A 17,358-nucleotide genomic window follows, 5' to 3' on the forward strand; every position below is an offset into this window, starting at 1 on the left:
GATGCGGGGCGGGTGTCACGGGTGTGCGAGTGGCTCAGGGCGCGGCAGCGGCGGGGGCACGGTCCGCGGCGCAGGTGGGGCACAGCCCCCAGTAGGTGACCTCGGCCTCGTCGATCACGAAGCCGTGGGTGTCGGAGGCGTCGAGGCAGGGGCGTACGCCGACGGCGCAGTCGACGTCGGCCACCGTGCCGCAGGAGCGGCACACCACGTGGTGGTGGTTGTCGCCGACGCGCAGCTCGTATCGCGCGACCGAGCCGGCGGGCTGGATCCTGCGCACGAGGTCGGAGTCGGTCAGCGCGCCGAGCACGTCGTAGACCGCCTGGTGCGAGACCGACGGCTCCTCGACGCGCACCGCTGCGAGCAGCGTGGCGGTGTCGGCGTGCGGCTGGCGCCGGACGGCGCGCAGCACGGCGAGACGCGGGCGGGTGACCCTCAGGCCGGCGCTGCGGAGCAGGTGCTCGAACTCGCTGTCCTCCATCGGGTCAACCCTGCCCGGCTTTCTTGAACGAGTCAAGTTTTCCGGTCCGCTCCCGCCGGGCCGCTGCGTTCAGCTGGCGTCGAGCCTCTCCAGCTCGTCGGCGGTGAGCTCGAGCTCGGACGCGGCCGCCGAGTCGAGGATCGAAGAGGGGCGCTTGGCCCCGGGGATCGGGATCACGACCGGCGACTGGGCCAGCTCCCAGGCCAGCGCGACCTGCTGGGCGCTGACGCCCCGGTCGGCGGCGATCTCGGCGAAGGCGGGATGTCTGTCGGCCAGCTCCTTGGCGTCGGACAGGCCGCCGAGCGGGCTCCAGGGCAGGAACGCGAGGCCGAGCTCCTCGCACACGTCGATCTCCGGCCTGCTCGAGCGGAACTTCGGGCTGAACTCGTTCTGCACGCTGACCAGGGCGTCGCCGAGGACGGCGTGGGCGTCGCGGATCTGCTGCGGGTTCGCGTTGGAGAGCCCTACGTGGGCGACCTTGCCGCTGTCGGCGATCTCCTTGAGCGTGCCGATGACCTCGTCGTAGGGGACGTCGGGGTCGGGGCGGTGGTGCTGCCACAGCGACAGCTGCTCGACGCCCAGCCGCTGCAGGCTGGCGTCGACCGCCCTGTGGAGGTGGGCCGCGGAGCTGTCGGTGTCCCAGCCCCCGCCCTCGGTGCGCACGTGGCCGCCCTTCGTGGCCAGGAGGACGCGGTCGCGGGCACCGAGCTCGTCGAGGATCGAGGCGATCAGCCGCTCGTTCGCGCCCTGCGCGTCGGCCCCCAGCTCCTCCCCGGGCCCGTAGGCGTCGGCGGTGTCGAACAGGGTGACGCCGGCGTCCAGCGCGGCGGTGACGGTGTCGACGAGCTGCTGGCGGGGCTGGGTGCCGGTCTGGTCGAAGGTCATCAGGCCGAGGCCGATCGCGCCGACCTCCTGGCGTCCGAGGGTGCGAGTCTGCATGCCGTCGACCCTACGGCCCGGGGTGTCGCGGCCGTCGGGGGCGCCGGGAGCTCGGCCGGCCGGCCGTCGACGGCGCCACGTGCGCGCCGCGGTCGCACGGCTGGGGCCTCAGCCGGCCTCGGCCCGGAAGGTGTCCAGCAGCCTGAGTGCCGCGACGGCGTGGGCGCTGAGGTCCTCGGCTACCGACCGGCGAGCGAACTCGGTGACGTCCCGCAGCTCGTCGACCTCGCGGGCGGTGACGTTGCGGAAGCCCATCGACCACGTGGCGAACGCGCGGTCGTCGACGATCCGGCGGTCCACGACCTGCAGCTCGGTGTGGCGCGGGTCGTCGACGATGGCGCCGTACACCTCGTCGACCGCGTCGGTCGTGCCCTCCAGCGTCTGGATCACGTTCCCGCCGCTGTAGAGCAGCAGGCCGGTGATGCCGAGCCGCTCGTTCTTCGGCCGGATCTGCTCGATCAGCTCGACCAGCTGCGGGACGTCCAGCAGGTCGGTCGCCGAGCTGGTGTAGGTCAGGGTCAGCAGCGGTGGGTCCGTGTCCATGGCGTGACCGAGACTAGCCCGGGGCGTCGCGGGCCCCCCTCGGACGAGGTCCCGGCCCGCGGGTCGGCCCTCAGATCGTGACGGCGATCTTGCCGCCGGGGCTGCCCTCCCGGGAGAGCCGGTGGGCGTCCGCGATCCGCTCGAGGGGGAAGGTGTGGGCGACCCGCACGCGCAGACGCCCCGACTCGACGAGGTCCGCGAGGGCGTCGAGACCCGGGCGGTCGGGGCGTACGAAGACGTAGCGACCCCCCAGCCCGAGGACCGTCTCGGGCTCGATCACCGAGGCGATGCGTGCCGTGTCGCGCACCTGCCGGGGTGCATCGGCGAGCGCGGCGCCGCCCACCAGGTCGAGCACCGCGTCGACGGGGCCGCCGTGCGCGGCGAGCTGACCGCTCACCGGGCCGGCGCGGTGGTCGAGCACCGCGCTCGCGCCGAGGCCGCGCACGAGCTCATGGTGGGCGGGCGAGGCCGTGCCGACGACCTCGGCGCCGAGGGCCACCGCGATCTGCACGGCCAGCTGGCCGACGCCCCCGGACGCGGCGTGCACGAGCACCCGGTCACCCGTCCCGACGTCCAGCGCCTCGGTGAGCGCCTGGTAGGCCGTCAACCCGGCGAGGGGGACCGACGCCGCCTCCTCGAACGACAGCGACCGCGGCTTCAGCGCGACGGTGCGCTCGGGCGCCGGCACGAGCTCGGCCGCGGTGCCGTGGGCCACGTCGTCGCGACGCACGTAGCCCCAGACCTCGTCGCCCACCTGGAGGCCGGTGCGCACCGAGGGGCCCGCCGCCTCGACCACTCCTGCCACGTCCCAGCCGGGGATGATCGGCAGGTGGTGCGGGTAGGCGCCGCGGAGGTGGCCCTCGCGGATCTTCCAGTCGACGGGGTTGACGCTGGTGGCGCGCGCCCGGACGAGCACGGTGTCGGGCCCGACCGGCGGGTCCGGCCGCTCGCCGATGGTGAGGACCTCCGGCCCTCCGTACGTGTCGTAGCTGGCTGCGCGCACCACTGTCTCCTCACCTCGTGTCGGCCCCGCCGGACGGCGGGCACCTCTCGCCAACACGGTCGGGGGCCGGCCTGTTCCGGACGGCGTCGGGTGCGGCGCCTCAGTCGTCGTCGAGGTCGATGGTGCCCACCCAGCGCTCGCCGGGGTCGCCGCCCCAGGCGTCCCAGGCGACGCGGCCCGGCGAGGGGAAGCCGTCACCGCCCTGGGCGAACCCGTCGGCGTCCTTGTCGACCGTGTGGCGGGCGAAGTAGGCCTGCATCTTCTTCACGTCCTCGTCGCTCACGTCCTGGCCCTCGGCGAGCTGGTGCGCGCGGTGGCGTCCGACGTCGGTGAAGCCCTTGCCGGCCTTGCCGTCCTCGATCCAGCGGACGGCGCGCTGGGCGGCCTCCTGCACGTCCTTCGGGGGCTTGTGCGGCATGGCTCCTCCTCGGGTCGGTGGACGCTCCACGCTAGGCACGTGGAGCGACGGTGCGCCTCACCCCCCGGACGGTGGTCGCGGCACCGGGGTCGGTCGAAGGCAAGCCTGTCCTGTCTGGACGGGCGGCGGTTCGAGGCGCATGGTCGGAGCATGACCACCATGAACCTCCCCATCGTCAGCTCGTGCAGCGTCGACGGCTGCTCCTACAACCACGACCACGACTGCCACGCCGGCGCGATCACCGTCACCGAGGCCGCCGGGCCCGCCTGCGGGACCTTCGTCGACGCCCACGACAAGGGCGGTGTCGACGCCAGCGGGCACGTCGGCGCGTGCCACCGGTCCGACTGCACCCACAACGACCACCTCGAGTGCACCGCTGCCGGGGTCGACGTGGGCGCCGGCGAGGACCGCGCCGACTGCCTCACCTTCGCGCCTGCCTGACGCGGCCCGCGTGCTCGCGTGGAGCCCGCCGGCGGAGCGACGCGTGGTCAGGAACGCTGCACGGGCTCGGCGAACCAGATGGTGCGGTGGCTCCAGTCGCCCGGGCCGCGCCGCGTGCCCGAGCACACCAGGATGGCGAGCCGGTGCCGTCCGGTGGAGGCGTAGTAGGCCGGCGCCGTCCGCTCGGCCCGCACGTCCAACCGCCTCGTGACCCGGTAGCACAGCCGGTCCCCGCCCCCACCGGCGACGACCAGCCGGTCGCCGCGGCTCAGGGTGGACAGCAGCCGGTTGCCCAGGGCCAGGCCGTGGCTGCCGTCGCGCGGATAGGTGTGCGCCGTGAGCCTCATGACACCTCGAGGCGCACCCGCCGCGACCTGGCGGTCCCAGCCCACCTGCCACTTGCCGCGGTCGGTCAGGGGCGGTGTCCGCGGCACACCGCCGCGGTCCCGGCCCAGCGCGAGCACCCTCGTCGCACCCACGACCCCCCGGATCGTCATCTGCCGGGGAGCGAAGGCGCGGTCGCCGGTCCCGCAGGCCGGGCTCGTGGGAGCCGGGGCGGCGGCTCGGGCCGGCGCCCCGACCGCCGGGCCGGGACCCGCCCCGGGACCGGCCAGCGCGGTGCCGGACAGTGCGGTGCCGGACAGCGCCGCGCCCGCGAGCACGGTGGCTGCGACGCGCAGCGTCCATCGAGTCGTGGCGTCCATGCGGCGGTCCTCTCAGTCCCGGCGGGCGTTGCCGCGCCCGGCGGAGCGGAAGCCGGTCCCGGGCAGCGCCGGCGGCGCGGAGACCCTCACCCCGGCGACGTCCCGGTTGTCCGCGGGCCGGGTGTCCCGACCGCCCCTGACGGTGGCGACGTTGACGGTGCGGCCCGTGGCCGCCGCGGTGGCGCGGGCGACGAGGACGACGGCGGGAGTCCTCGCGCCGGGGCGGAGCGCGCTCGTGCGTGTGCACACGGCGCGGTCGGCGCCCCGCTCGACCTCGCACTCCCAGCCCCGGCCCTTCGCCGAGAGCAGCTCGAGCCCACGCGGGAGCCGGTCGCGGACGACGATCGGCCCGGCCGCGACCGCAGGTCCCTCGTTGGAGACGCGCAGCGTGTAGCGGATCCGGTCGCCCACGAGCACCTTGCGACCGGAGACCACACGCTTCGCGAGGGCCAGGTCGACGTCGGAGGCGGCGACCGGGTTCGAGGTGCAGTCGGACTGGCCGGCACGTGCCGTCGGCGGCGTGCTGCACGACGTCGGCGGTGCCTGGCCGGGGTCGATGAGGTGGTTGACCAACCGGTCGTCGCCTCGCCGGCCGTCCGGTCCGACCTCGACGGTGTAGGTCACGGTCGCGGTCGTCCCGGCGGGGACGGTGCCGGTGACCGAGATCCGTCCCGCGACCGGCGCCCCGGCCGCCAGGCCGGGAGTCGACGCGGTCGGACCCGCGACGAGCGCGGCGTCGTCCAGCACGCCACTGAGGTCGTCGACCCGGTGGACGCGGACCGGACCGGTGCCGGAGCCCTGGAAGTGCAGCGTGTACGTCACCCTCTCGCCGGCACGCACCGCGCTCCCGGCCGACGGCGCCACGGTCTTCCAGTCCACCAGGTCGCCGACGGGGTGCCTGGTCGTGGCAGGCGGCACCGGCGTGCACCCGGAGACGGTGCAGCCGACCTGCGGGGTGTCGGGGGCCAGCACGTTGAGGAGCGAGTTGTCACCGTGCCGGCCGGCCGGCCTCACGAGCACGACGTAGGTGACGGCGACGGTCTCCCCCGGGGCGAGCGGCCCGGTGACGCGCAGGCGGTCGCCCGTGCGGGTCGCCGTCACGGCCGGGTCGGAGCTGGTCGGCTCCTGCACCACCTCGGCGTCGTCGAGGACTCCGGACAGGTCGTCGGTGCCGTCCACGGCACCGACCGCCCGGCCGTCGTTGCTCCACGTCAGCGTGTAGGTGACCCGGTCCCCCGGCTGGACGGGCTGGCCGCCCGCGGGCGTGGCCGACTTGCCCGGCACCACGTGCGGCAGCGGCGTCACCACGGGGTCGGGCGTGCACTCCGCGAGGGCGCACCCGCTGACGGAGGCGATGTTGACGAGCCGGTGGTCCCCGAGGTTCGTCACCACGACGGAGTAGACGACGCGCGCCGTCTCGCCGTGGGCGAGGGCGCCGGTCCAGGTGAGCTCGGGCTCGGAGAACGTCACCGCACCGGTGGAGGCGCTCGCGTCGTCGGCCCAGGTCGCGTCGTCGAGCACGCCCGCGAGGTCGTCCACGACCTCGGCCGGGTCGGCGCTGGTCCAGTCGCCCGCGCCGTCGTTGCGCACGGTGAGGGTGTAGGTGACGCGGTCGCCGGTGTCGGGGGACGTCGGCGAGGTCTGCTCCTTGTGCAGGGTGAGGTGGCGCACCGGGTTGGACGTCGTGGCCGGCGCGCAGGGCGTCGGGTCGCCCGGCTCGCACGCCAGCGCGTTGGTGAGGACGTGGTCGCCCTGGCGATCGAACGGCTTCACCGTCACCCGGTAGGTCACCGTGCGGGTCGCGCCGGCGGGCACGGTGCCCGTGACGGCGATGGTGTCCGGTGCGCCGGCCGGGTCCGGCGTGGCGGTGAGCCCGGCGCCGGCGGTGACGGACGCCTCGTCGAGCGTGGCGTCGTCCACGACCCGGCGGAGGTCGTCGGTGGTGTCCACGACGGCGGCAGCGGCGCCGGCGGTGTTGTCGAAGGTGAGCGTGTAGGTGAGCGTGTCACCCACCTCGACGGCGGTGCCGGACGCGGGGTCGACGGTCTTGCGGTGCACGAGCCCCGAGCCCGGGACGGACGCGGTGTCGCACGCCGCCGCGGGGTCCTGCGCCTCGGCGGCCGGGACGCAGGCGGTGTTGTCGAGGACCCGGTCGCCGGTGCCCCGGTAGGTCACGGTGTAGGTGACCTCCGCGGCGTCGCCGGGCGCACCCAGCACGCCGGTCCACGACAGCTCGTCGCCGTCGAGGGTCGCCTCGCCCACCGTGGCGGTGGGTGCGCCGACGGTCCCGTCGTCGGTGACGTCGGAGAGGTCGTCGGTGAACGTCGCCGGGTGCTCGGCGGTGTAGCCGCCGGGGCCGGCGTTGGCGACCCGCACCGTGTAGGTCACGGTCTGCCCGACGGCGGGCAGGTCGGCGCGGTCGGCCGACTTGTCGAGGGTGAGCTTGGGCAGGTCGAAGGACTCGGTGATGCAGGGCACCGTCGCGGTGGCGCAGTCCGGGGTAGGCCCCGGGTCGCGCGGGTCGGCCGGCTGCCAGGCGACGTTGCGCACGACCCCGTCGCCGCCGCCCTTCAGCACCACCTCGTAGGTGATCCGGACCTCCGTGCCGGCCCGCAGCGGCCCGGACCAGCTGAGCTGAGGCGCGTCGTACGTCGGGGCGGGACCCTGGTTGACGTTCGCGACGCCGGAGAACGTGGCGTCGTCGAGCACACCGGTGAGGTCGTCGACCACGGTCGCCGGGGCCGCGGCGGTGTAGTCGCCGGCCCCGTCGTTGCGCAGCCGGACCGTGTAGGTGACGGTGTCGCCCGGCTTGCTGTCCGCGGTCGCGTCCGAGGTCTTGCCCACCACCAGGTGGCGCACCGGGTTCGACGTGGTCGTCGGGTCGCACGGCTGGGGGTCACCCGGCTGGCAGGCCAGCGCGTTGGTGACGACGTGGTCGCCCTGGTCGGCGAAGGCCCGGACGCGCACCCTGTAGGTGACGGTCAGCACCTCCCCGGTCGGGACGGAGCCGGTGATCGTCAGCGCCTCGCCGCCCGCGTCGGGCGTCACGACCAGGCCGGCGTCGGCGCTGATCGAGTCGACGAGGAGGTCGGCGTCGTCGACGACGCCGGACAGGTCGTCGACCGTGTCCACGGTCGCCGCGGCGGGGCCGACGTTCTCGAAGGTCAGCGTGTAGGTGAGCACCTGGCCCTCCACGACCGAGGTGCCGGTGCGGGGGTCGACCTTCTTGGTCTGGCGCAGGCCCGATCCGGGGGTGTGCACCGTGCGACAGGGCTCGTCGGGGTCGAGTGCCTCGTCGAGCGGGATGCAGGCGCGGTTGTCCACGACGAGGTTGCCGGTCTCCTCGTAGGTCAGCGTGTAGGTCACCGTCGCCGACTGGCCGGCGGGGAGTGCCCCGCTCCAGTCGAGGGTGTTCCCCATGAGGGTGGCGGTGCCGGTCGATGCCGCGATGGACCCGTCGTCGAAGGTGGCGTCGTCGAGGACGTCGGAGAGGTCGTCGGTGAAGCTCGCCGGGGCCGACGTCGTGTAGTCGCCCGGACCGCGGTTGGTGACGGTGACCGTGTAGGTGATCTTGTTGCCCGCCGCGGGGAGCTGTGCCCGGTTGGAGGTCTTCCTGATCGTCAGCTTGGGCAGGTCGAACGACTCGGTGGCGCAGGCGCGGGAGGCGCCGGTGCACGCCTCGTTGTCGACCTCGCCGTCGCCGCTGCCGGTCAGCGTGACGGTGTACTCGACGGTGACGCTCGCGCCGGCGGCGAGCGCTCCGGTCCAGGTCAGCCGCGGCGCGGCGTACGACGTGCTGCCGGCGCTGGCGGTGGCGGTGCCGTCGAAGTCGGCGTCGTCGAGCACGTCGCCGAGGTCGTCGACCAGCGTGGCCGGGTCGGTGGCGGTGAAGTCGCCGGTGCCGTCGTTGGTGGCCGTGACGGTGTAGGTCACCTGGTCGCCGGGCCGGCTGTCGGCGGTGGCGTCGGAGGTCTTGGTGACGGCGAGGTGGCGCACCGGGTTGGTCGTGGTCTCCGGCGCGCAACCGGCCGGCTCCCCGGGCTCGCAGGCCAGCACGTTGCTCAGCACGTGGTCGCCCTGGTCGGCCCACGGGAGGACCTGCACCCGGTAGGTGACCTCGAGGGTCTGCCCGGGCGGCACGCTGCCGGTCACGGCAATCGCGTCGCCGGAGGCGCTCGGGGTGGCGACGAGACCGGCGTCCACGGTGACGGACGTCGGGTCCAGGACGGCGTCGTCGACGACGCCGTCGAGGTCGTCGGTGGTGTCGACGGTGGCCGGCGTCGGCCCGACGTTCTCGAACGCCAGGGTGTAGGTCAGAACCTGCCCGGCCTCGACCGGCGTGCCGGAGGCGGGATCGACGGACTTGTCGTGCCGCAGGCCCGAGCCCGGGACCGACACGGTGCGGCAGGCCTCGTCGGCGTCGGCAGCCTCGGCGGCCGGCACGCACGCGCTGTTGCGCAGCACCTGGTCGCCGGCGCCGGTGTAGGTCAGCGTGTAGGTGACCGTGGCGCTCTGGCCGGCCGCCAGGGTCCCGGTCCAGGCGAGGGTCGAGCCGGACACGGTCGCGGTGCCGCGACTGGCCGTGACGTCGGCCAGCGCCAGCGTGGCGTCGTCGAGGACCTCACTGAGGTCGTCGGCGAACGTCGCGGGGTGGTCCGCCGTGTAGGCGCCGAGACCGGCGTTGGTCACGGTGACCGTGTAGCTGACCTGCTGCCCGACCGCGGGGAGCTGGGTGCGGTTCGCGGTCTTGGTGATGCTGAGCCTGGGCAGCTCGGTGGTGGTCGTCGCGCAGGGCCGCGCGGTCTGCGCGCAGTCGGGCGTCGGCGGGTTCGGGTCGCCCGGCGGCGGCACGAAGGCGGTGTTGCGGACGTGGCCGTCTCCGCCGCCCTCGAGGTCGACCGCGTAGGTGATCACCACCGAGGCCCCTGCTGCGAGCGGGCCGGACCAGGAGACCCGCGGCTCGGCGTACGTCGGGGCGGCGACGGCGGTGCCGCCGACGGTGGCGGTCGCGCCGCCGGGGTACGTGGCGTCGTCGAGCACCGCGGACAGGTCGTCGACCACCCGCGCCGGGTTGGCGGCGGTGAACGCGCCGCTGCCGGTGTTCGTGAGCGTGACGGTGTAGGTGACGGTGTCGCCGGGACCGCTGTCGGCGGTGGCGTCGGAGGTCTTGGTGAGCGTCAGCGCCGGGTTGAGCACGGTCACGCGGTGGTCCTCCACCTCGCCGACGGGGCCTGCGCCGGTCGGCTGGGGGTCGGCGATCGCGCCGCGCAGCAGCCGGAACCGGACGTAGGTGTCCTGCGTGGTCGTCACCGCACCGAGGTCCACGGTGTACGTCGCCGTCCCGGAGCCGGCGGGCACGGGGACCATCACGCGCTCGTCGGCGTCGAACGTGCCGGAGCGGTCACGGTCGAGCCAGGCGGCCAGCGTGGCGGGGTCGGCGAGGTCGTTGGTCACGCTGACCTCGGCCGACGACGGCTCGCCGCGAGTCACCGAGATCGGTGCGGCGACGGCGTCCTCGTCGTCGTTGCGGTTGGTGTCGTCGCCGTCCGCGGCCGCGGTGGGCTGCCCGTCGGCGTCGAACTGCACGTCGGCGCCCATCTTGAGCGACTGGGACGCGAAGTTGCGGGCGCCGTCCCTCGCCAGGGTGGTGCCGTAGGTGTCGGGGGCGTCGCCGTAGTCGTCGCACGACGTGGGGACGGGGGTGTCGCCGTCGCCGTCCACCAGGAACCCGGAGCCGGCGAACCCGCGCCAGATCGCGCCGACGGCGCTCCTGTTCTTGAACCACACCTGATAGCGGCTGCGGGTGTCGTTGTTGCCGCTAACCGTGCCGCTGAAGACCAGACGGCCGCCCGAACGGCTCACCGCCACCATGCTGCCCGGGGTGAGCGCGTAGTCCTCGACCTGGGTGTCCGGGACGAAGTCCGTGCGCTCGGTGGCGTCCATGTCGTTGATGGTCCACACCGAGTTGAAGGCCACCGGTGTGCTGGTCCCGGTCCGGACGAAGCTGAAGGTCACCGCCGTGGCGGCACCGCTGCCGTTGAGGTTCCACGCCGCGTCGTCGCCGGCCACGAAGAAGCCGTTGGCGTTGATCGTGCTTCCGGGGTTGCCGGTTGTGGCCACCGCATCGACGACCTCGCCCCTGACGACCGCGACCCGTGGGTACCTCGCGGAGGTGCCCGGGGCGCCCGCGCCGCTCTTGTCGGTGACCGAGTTGAAGGTCATCGCGTAGTACGGCTCCGCCACAGGCGAGCACGCCGCCGGGACGATGAGCCGCTCGACGAGCACCCGGTAGTCCTCGACCTCGCCGTCGGGGGCGATCCCGACGGGTGAGTGGACGGCCGACGCGTCGGTGCTGTAGCGGACCCGCACCAAGGCCTCGATGTCCGGCGGGTTCACGCCCTCGGTGAAGGTGATGATGTTGGCCCCGGCCACGACGGGCGCCGCGTCGACCTCGCGCTCGCCGTCGTCGCCGAAGTCGCCGTCGCCGTTCAGGTCGACCCACACGCTGACGAAGCCGGCCGAGGAGGCCGTGACGTCGAGCGTGTTGACGACCGGGTCCAGGGTGATGGCGTCCGTGCCGGTGCGCAGCACGGGCGCGGCGTACCCGAGCGAGGTGTTGAAGGCAACGCCGTCCTCGTCGTCGACGCCGGCGTTGTCGTCGCCGTCCGCGGCCGGGCCGGGCGCGCCGTCGTCGTCGAGGTCGATCCGGTCGCCGAGCATCACCGGCGCGGTCGAGCGGGCCGCGTCGTGGTCGGGGACGAGGTGGCGCGCACCGTTGTCCGCCGCCGTGGTGCCGGCCGTGTCCGGTGCGTCGCCGTAGTCGGCGCGAGGCACGACGACCACCGCGTGGTCCTCGACCTCGCCGGCGGTGCTGACGCCGGTCGGGCCGGCTACGGCGGCGGCGTCCGGACCGATGCGCAGCCGCATGAACGTCGGACCGGTGTCGGGGCGAGCCGGCACGTCCCAGGTGAGGGCGACGCTGGAGCCGGTGCAGCTCGGCTGGTCGGACCGCTCGCTCGGCTCGAAGGTGCCGTTGCCGTTCCAGTCGACCCAGCCGCTGACCACACCCGGGCCGGTGCAGGCGACGTCGGGCAGGGTGTACGACGTGCCGGGAGTGGGGCGCAGGCGCACCGGAGCGGCGAGCGCGTCCTCGTCGGCGCCGTCCGCGCCGGCGGCCGGCCCGGCCTGGTGTGCGCCCTCGGAGTCCACGGTGGCGCCGAGCCGGGGCGCCGGTTGGGTCGGCGAGGCGAGGGGTCGGGCGAAGAGGGCTGTGGTGCCCTGCGGCACCGGGTCACCGGTGAATCCGGGCGAGTACAGCGCACCGGCGTCGCCATAGCTGGCCGGGGCGTCCCCGAAGTCGTTGAAGAGCATGACGCCCAGGGCGATCGCCGACGCCCCACCGCCCTGGATCACCACGTCGGCGGAGGTTGCGCCTTCCATGAAGGCCACACCCGTAGGCCCGGAGGGGCAGGCCTGGGCGTTGCCTGCAAGGCGCAGGGTCTGGCCGGTACGCACCACGGCGGTGTCGTTGGTGCAGCCCGCCGTCCGTCCGCGGTCGATGATCCGCCAGTCGGCGCCGGCCGGGATGGTGGCCTGGACGTACTCGTTGGTGATGCTCTGCTCGGCATCGGCCATGACGAGACCGGCCAGCGGGACGGGGACCCCGTCGAGGGTGACGTCGCACGAGAGGTGGAAGAGGACCGGCCCGCCGCCGATCCACAGGCCCGAGATGAGCTGGTTGGCGCTGCCGGACTGGGCGCCGATGCGGTACATGTCGTCCAGGCCGTCACCACCCCAGTGGCCCGGCCGGTAGGCGGACAGCTTGTTGCTCGCGCCCTGGGCCCGGTCGTCGATGTCGGAGAGGGTGCAGGTGGTCGCCAGGGTCCCGCCCGCCACGACCCGCGTGTTGGTCCTGGTCAGCCCTGCGGGCGGGATCTTCTCCAGGTGCGCACCCCACTCGAACCAGTCGATGGCGCCCAGGTAGGTGCCCGTGCCGTGGGTGGCGTACCTCGCCTCGGCCGGCGAGGCCGTCAGCAGCGTCACCGGGACGACCGCGAGGAGCGCGCCGAGGAGCGACGTGACGACCGCCGCCGTCGACATCCGACGCCGGCGTCCCCGACGAGCAGTGCGACCGGACCGAGATGTACCCGAGTGCTTCACGATGCCTCTTCCCCCGTGCACGGGGAACCGGCAGTCCCCCGACAGACTACGACGACGGTAGGGGCAGGTCCTCGCTCACGTCTGGAGAACGAGGAAATCGGGCGATGTCAGCTGCACGCGACAGGACCGGCAGCCGGCACCCGGTCAGCCCTGCGCCATGTCGACGAAGCGCGAGTAGTGGCCCTGGAACGCGACGGTCAGGTCGCGGGTGGGGCCGTTGCGGTGCTTGGCGACGATGAGGTCGGCCTCGCCGGGGCGGGTCGACTCCTTCTCGTAGACGTCGTCGCGGTGCAGCAGGATCACCATGTCGGCGTCCTGCTCCAGCGACCCGGACTCGCGCAGGTCGCTCATCATCGGGCGCTTGTCACCACGCTGCTCGGGACCGCGGTTGAGCTGGGAGAGGGCGATGATCGGCAGCTCGAGCTCCTTGGCGAGGAGCTTGATGTTGCGGGAGAACTCCGAGACCTCGAGCTGGCGCGACTCGACCTTGCGGCCCGAGCTCATCAGCTGCATGTAGTCGATGACGATGAGCTTGAGGTCGTGGCGCTGCTTGAGGCGGCGTGCCTTGGCCCGGATCTCCATCATCGTCATGTTCGGGCTGTCGTCGATGAACATCGGCGCCCCGGAGACCTGGCCCATCTTGCGGGCGAGCTTCTCCCAGTCGTCGTCGCGCATCGTGCCGTTGCGGATGTGGTTGAGCGGCACCTTCGCCTCGGCCGAGAGCAGGCGCATCATGATCTCCGAGCGCGTCATCTCCAGGCTGAAGAAGACGCTCGTGAGGTTGTTGTGGATCGACGCTGCGCGACAGAAGTCCAGGGCGAGCGTCGACTTCCCCATGGCGGGACGGGCCGCGACGATGATCATCTGGCCGGAGTGGAGGCCGTTGGTGAGGTCGTCGAGGTCGGCGAAACCGGTGGGCACGCCGTAGAGGCCGGCCTCCCGGTTGCCGATCATCTCGATCTCGTCGAGGACGCCGCTCATGATGTCGCTCAGCGGGGCGTAGTCGAGGGTCGCGCGCCGGTCGGTGACCTTGTAGACCTCGGCCTGCGCGCTGTCGACGACGTCGTCGATCTGTCCCTCGCCGGCGTAGCCGAGCGCGGCGATGCGGGTGCCGGCCTCCACGAGGCGGCGCAGCACCGCCTTGTCGCGCACGATCTCGGCGTAGTAGCCGGCGTTGGCCGCGATCGGCACGTTGGCCGACAGCGTGTGGAGGTAGGGCGCGCCACCGATGCGCTGCAGCTCGCCGCGCTTCTGCAGCTCGGCCGCGACCGTGATCGGGTCGGCCGGCTCGCCGCGGCCGTAGAGGTCGATGATCGCGTCGTGGATGACCTCGTGGGCCGGCCGGTAGTAGTCGACGCCCTTGATCACCTCGACGACGTCGGCGATCGCGTCCTTGGAGAGCAGCATCGAGCCGAGCACGCTCTGCTCGGCCGCGTTGTCCTGGGGCGGCGTGCGGTCGCCGGCCGAGCGCGGCGACTCCCCCGGCTCGTAGGCCGCGGGACCGTCGCCCCACGCCTCGTCGGTGTCTCCCCCGAAAGCGATGCTCACCGGCGCTCCTCCCCTGTCCACTGATCCTGTCCGCCGACCGCCTGCCACGACCCTGCCGACGACGGTAGGGACGACCACCGACACCGCCGACGGCCTTCGCACGCCCCGGGAGCCGGATCCCGGAGACCTCGTCCGCGCGAGACCGTACGTGCTCCGCGGCCGTGGGGGGAAGCCGGCGGCGCCGACTTGTCCACAGGCTCTGTGGACAAGCTGGGCACTCAGGTGGACGACACGCGCGCGGAGGTGCACACGCCGTGGAACCGGCTGTGGAGAAGCCGGGGCCGGTGCCGATGATGCGCCGTCTGACCTGCGCAAACTCGGTCCCCATCCTGTGGATCGAAATTCCTTGGTCGGCTCGGTCGTTCACCTGTCCGACATCTGGGAGATGCCGGGCGCTGGGTCGCCACCGACGCGTGACGACCGACACCGGCGGCGTCATCCACACGGCCATTCACAGGTAGTCCGAAGAGACTATGGACACGTCCGGCCGGCCGACCGGCCGTCGCTGCACGCGGCCGGTGGCACGGTCCCTAGGCTGGGCCGCGTGAGGGCGGTCGACCGGGAGATCCTGCGCCTGGCCGTGCCCGCCTTCCTCGCGCTGGTCGCCGAGCCGCTGTTCCTGATCTCCGACGCCGCGATCGTCGGCCACCTCGGCACCCCCGAGCTGGCCGGGCTCGGCGTCGCGGCGGTGGTGCTCCAGACCGTGGTGGGCCTGTGCGTGTTCCTCGCCTACGGCACGACCGCCAGCGTCGCGCGCCACCTCGGTGCCGGCGACCTGCGCGCCGCCCTGGCGCAGGGCGTCGACGGCGTCTGGCTGGCGGTCGTCATCGGCACGATCGCCACCGTCGGCGGTGTCCTGGCGACCCCGGCTCTCGTGGGCGCCTTCCACACCGGCGCGGACGTCGCCGAGCACGCCGAGACCTACCTGGCCATCGCGTTCCTCGGCACCACGCCCCTGCTGGTCATGCTGGCCGCGACAGGCGTGCTCCGCGGCCTGCAGGACACCCGCACGCCGCTGCTGGTCGCTGTCGTCGGCAACGGCCTCAACATCGTCCTCAACGTCGTGCTGGTCCACGGCCTCGACATGGGGATCGCCGGGTCGGCCCTCGGCTCGGTCGCCGCACAGGTGATCAGTGCCGGCTGGTTCCTCGTCGTGGTCGTCCGCGCGGCGCGCGAGCACGGGGCGCCCCTGAGCCCGGACCGCGCCGGCATCCTGGCTGCCGCCCACGCCGCCGTGGCGCTCGTCGTCCGCACCGTCGCGCTGCGCGCCTGCCTGCTCGTGGGCACGTACGCCGTCACGCGCGTCGGCACGCAGGCCAGCGACGTCAACGTGGCCACGCACCAGGTCGCGATCACGCTGTGGAGCTTCCTCGCCTTCGCCCTCGACGCCATCGCCATCGCCGCGCAGGCGCTCACGGGGCGGGCGCTGGGCAGCGGCGACGTCGACGGCACTCGTCGACTCACCCGACGGATGGTCGCGTGGGGCTGGGGCAGCGGCATCGTCGCCGGGCTCGGTCTCGCAGCCGTCTCGCCCTTCATCGGCGCGCTGTTCACCAGCGACCCCGCGGTGCGCGACCTGCTCGTGCCCGTGCTGCTGGTCGCCGCGCTCGGGCAGCCGGTCGCCGGCGTGGTCTTCGTGCTCGACGGCGTCCTCATCGGCGCCGGCGACGGCACCTACCTGGCCTGGGCGGGCATCGTCGTGCTGGCGCTGTACGCCCCGGCGGCCCTGTGGGCGGCCACGCTCCCGCACGGGGTGGTGGCCGTCTGGGTGGCGATGACCGTCGTGTTCATGGGCGCCCGGTGGGTGCTGCTCTCCCGACGGGCACGGAGCGACCGCTGGCTCGTGACCGGAGCGAGCGTCGTTCGTTGAGCCGTGCAGTCCTCGCCGGAGGACTGAGTCGAGACGAGGGGGGACCATGGCAGGCCACAGGATCGCGGCCCGGCTGGGAGTGCTGGCGCTGCTCGCGGGGGCGCTCGTGCCGCTCGGCGCCGCGCCCGTGAGCGCCCAGCCCGGGTGCGTCGACGAGACCTCGCCCGGCATCCTGCAGAACGGCTGCGACGACAGCACCCCGCCCGAGACCACCCTCACCGCGTCCGCGACGCCGAACGCGGCCGGACTCGTCGCCGTGCCGTCGATGACCTTCGCCCTCGGCTGGCAGGTCTCCGACGGCGACGCCGGACCCTTCGGCCTCGAGTGCCGGCTCACCGGCGGCCCGCAGGCGCACGACTGGCGGGCGTGCACCAGCCCCGTGACGTACGCGGGCCTGCCGGACGCCCCGGCCGGGACGTACGTCTTCGCGGCGCGCGCCGTCGACCTCGGCGACCGGGCCCGCACCCCCGACGTCGCGCCGCTGCTGCCACCCGCCGTCGAGGACACGCCCGACGAGGACCCCACGCCCGCGACGCTGACGTGGGGCCAGGACACCACGGCGCCGTTCGTCTACGTGACCAGCACCTCCTACGACGAGGCGACGCCCACGCAGCCGGTGGTGACCGGCGCGAGCGTGCCGATCAGGATCAACACCAGCGAGCCCGGCTCGACGTTCGAGTGCACCGACAACGGCCGTGCCGTGGCCTGCGCGGGCGGCCGCTGGCAGCTCGAGCACCCGCGGTCGGGCCGTCACACCTTCGCCGCGCGGACGATCGACCGTGCCGGCAACGCCAGCGCGTGGTCGGCGCCCATCGAGTTCTTCGTCCCGCGCAACGTGACCCGGCAGCGGGGCTGGAGGAAGCTGCGCGACGCGGCCTGGTTCCGCGGGGACGCCGTCACGGCGTCGCGGCGTGGCGCCCGGCTGGTGATGCCGCGCGCCGACGTCGGCGAGCTGCGCCTGATCGCGCCGAGCGGCCCGCGCTACGGCAAGGTGCGGTTGCGCGTGGGCAAGCGTGACTGGCACGTGGTCGACCTCGCCGGCACGAAGGCGGCCCTGCGCCAGCACGTCGTCATCGACCGCTACTCGGGCATGCGGACCGGCCGGATCGTCATCGAGTCGCTGAGCGACAAGCGGGTCGTGATCGACGCGGTCGTCGCGCGCCCGAACCGGTTCCCCGCGGCGACCCGCCGCCACACCCGCTGAAAGCCCCCTGAAAGCCTTCCGGGGTTACGTCTCCGTTACGGAAGAAGTTC

The 17,358-nt window shown here is 73.8% G+C and carries 11 protein-coding genes; 3 read left to right on the forward strand and 8 right to left on the reverse strand.

Annotated features, from left to right (window positions below):
• Positions 1-34 precede the first annotated feature (34 nt).
• The 5 genes from J3P38_RS08070 to J3P38_RS08090 all read right to left on the reverse strand — a co-directional run bounded on the left by J3P38_RS08070 (position 35) and on the right by J3P38_RS08090 (position 3,381).
• Positions 35-478, reverse strand: a complete 444-nt coding sequence (locus tag J3P38_RS08070) for a Fur family transcriptional regulator (protein ID WP_210439302.1) — start codon at positions 476-478, stop codon at positions 35-37.
• A gap of 69 nt (positions 479-547) precedes the next feature.
• Entirely contained in the window at positions 548-1,417 is an 870-nt protein-coding gene (locus J3P38_RS08075) for an aldo/keto reductase (protein WP_210439303.1), read from the reverse strand.
• A gap of 108 nt (positions 1,418-1,525) precedes the next feature.
• On the reverse strand, positions 1,526-1,960 hold the full coding sequence (locus J3P38_RS08080) for a BLUF domain-containing protein (protein ID WP_210439304.1): 435 nt from the start codon (positions 1,958-1,960) through the stop codon (positions 1,526-1,528).
• Between the two features lie 70 nt (positions 1,961-2,030).
• Entirely contained in the window at positions 2,031-2,963 is a 933-nt protein-coding gene (locus J3P38_RS08085; protein WP_210503219.1) for an NADP-dependent oxidoreductase, read from the reverse strand.
• Between the two features lie 100 nt (positions 2,964-3,063).
• Positions 3,064-3,381, reverse strand: a complete 318-nt coding sequence (locus J3P38_RS08090) for a hypothetical protein (protein WP_210439306.1) — start codon at positions 3,379-3,381, stop codon at positions 3,064-3,066.
• Positions 3,382-3,531: 150 nt separating this feature from the next.
• Between J3P38_RS08090 and J3P38_RS08095 the strand changes: the two genes are divergently transcribed.
• Entirely contained in the window at positions 3,532-3,822 is a 291-nt protein-coding gene (locus J3P38_RS08095; protein WP_210439307.1) for a DUF1540 domain-containing protein, read from the forward strand.
• Positions 3,823-3,869: 47 nt separating this feature from the next.
• On the opposite strand, the gene J3P38_RS08100 is transcribed toward J3P38_RS08095, so the two are convergent.
• From J3P38_RS08100 to dnaB, 3 genes are all read right to left on the reverse strand, one after another.
• Positions 3,870-4,526, reverse strand: a complete 657-nt coding sequence (locus J3P38_RS08100; RefSeq protein WP_210503220.1) for a class F sortase — start codon at positions 4,524-4,526, stop codon at positions 3,870-3,872.
• A 12-nt stretch (positions 4,527-4,538) separates the two neighbouring features.
• Complete coding sequence (locus J3P38_RS08105) at positions 4,539-12,626, reverse strand: CshA/CshB family fibrillar adhesin-related protein (RefSeq protein ID WP_210503221.1); 8,088 nt, start codon at positions 12,624-12,626, stop codon at positions 4,539-4,541.
• Positions 12,627-12,830: 204 nt separating this feature from the next.
• Positions 12,831-14,228 (reverse strand): replicative DNA helicase, encoded by a 1,398-nt coding sequence (gene dnaB / locus J3P38_RS08110; protein WP_210440702.1) that lies wholly within the window; start codon positions 14,226-14,228, stop codon positions 12,831-12,833.
• 550 nt (positions 14,229-14,778) lie between these two features.
• Here dnaB and J3P38_RS08115 point away from each other — a divergent pair.
• A complete protein-coding gene (locus tag J3P38_RS08115) occupies positions 14,779-16,104 on the forward strand; it encodes an MATE family efflux transporter (protein ID WP_307807801.1) in 1,326 nt (441 codons plus the stop codon).
• Positions 16,105-16,150: 46 nt separating this feature from the next.
• Positions 16,151-17,308 (forward strand): hypothetical protein, encoded by a 1,158-nt coding sequence (locus tag J3P38_RS08120; protein ID WP_210439310.1) that lies wholly within the window; start codon positions 16,151-16,153, stop codon positions 17,306-17,308.
• The last annotated feature ends 50 nt before the right edge of the window (positions 17,309-17,358 follow it).

Source organism: Nocardioides xinjiangensis, from assembly GCF_017916455.1.
GTDB lineage: Bacteria > Actinomycetota > Actinomycetes > Propionibacteriales > Nocardioidaceae > Nocardioides > Nocardioides xinjiangensis.

Bases quoted from the DNA above. Each gene is read 5' to 3' on its own strand.
- J3P38_RS08070 (WP_210439302.1), bottom strand. From the start codon at position 478: ATGGAGGACAGCGAGTTCGAGCACCTGCTCCGCAGCGCCGGCCTGAGG.
- J3P38_RS08075 (WP_210439303.1), bottom strand. From the start codon at position 1,417: ATGCAGACTCGCACCCTCGGACGCCAGGAGGTCGGCGCGATCGGCCTC.
- J3P38_RS08080 (WP_210439304.1), bottom strand. From the start codon at position 1,960: ATGGACACGGACCCACCGCTGCTGACCCTGACCTACACCAGCTCGGCG.
- J3P38_RS08090 (WP_210439306.1), bottom strand. From the start codon at position 3,381: ATGCCGCACAAGCCCCCGAAGGACGTGCAGGAGGCCGCCCAGCGCGCC.
- J3P38_RS08095 (WP_210439307.1), top strand. From the start codon at position 3,532: ATGACCACCATGAACCTCCCCATCGTCAGCTCGTGCAGCGTCGACGGC.
- J3P38_RS08100 (WP_210503220.1), bottom strand. From the start codon at position 4,526: ATGGACGCCACGACTCGATGGACGCTGCGCGTCGCAGCCACCGTGCTC.
- J3P38_RS08105 (WP_210503221.1), bottom strand. From the start codon at position 12,626: ATGTCGACGGCGGCGGTCGTCACGTCGCTCCTCGGCGCGCTCCTCGCG.
- J3P38_RS08120 (WP_210439310.1), top strand. From the start codon at position 16,151: ATGGCAGGCCACAGGATCGCGGCCCGGCTGGGAGTGCTGGCGCTGCTC.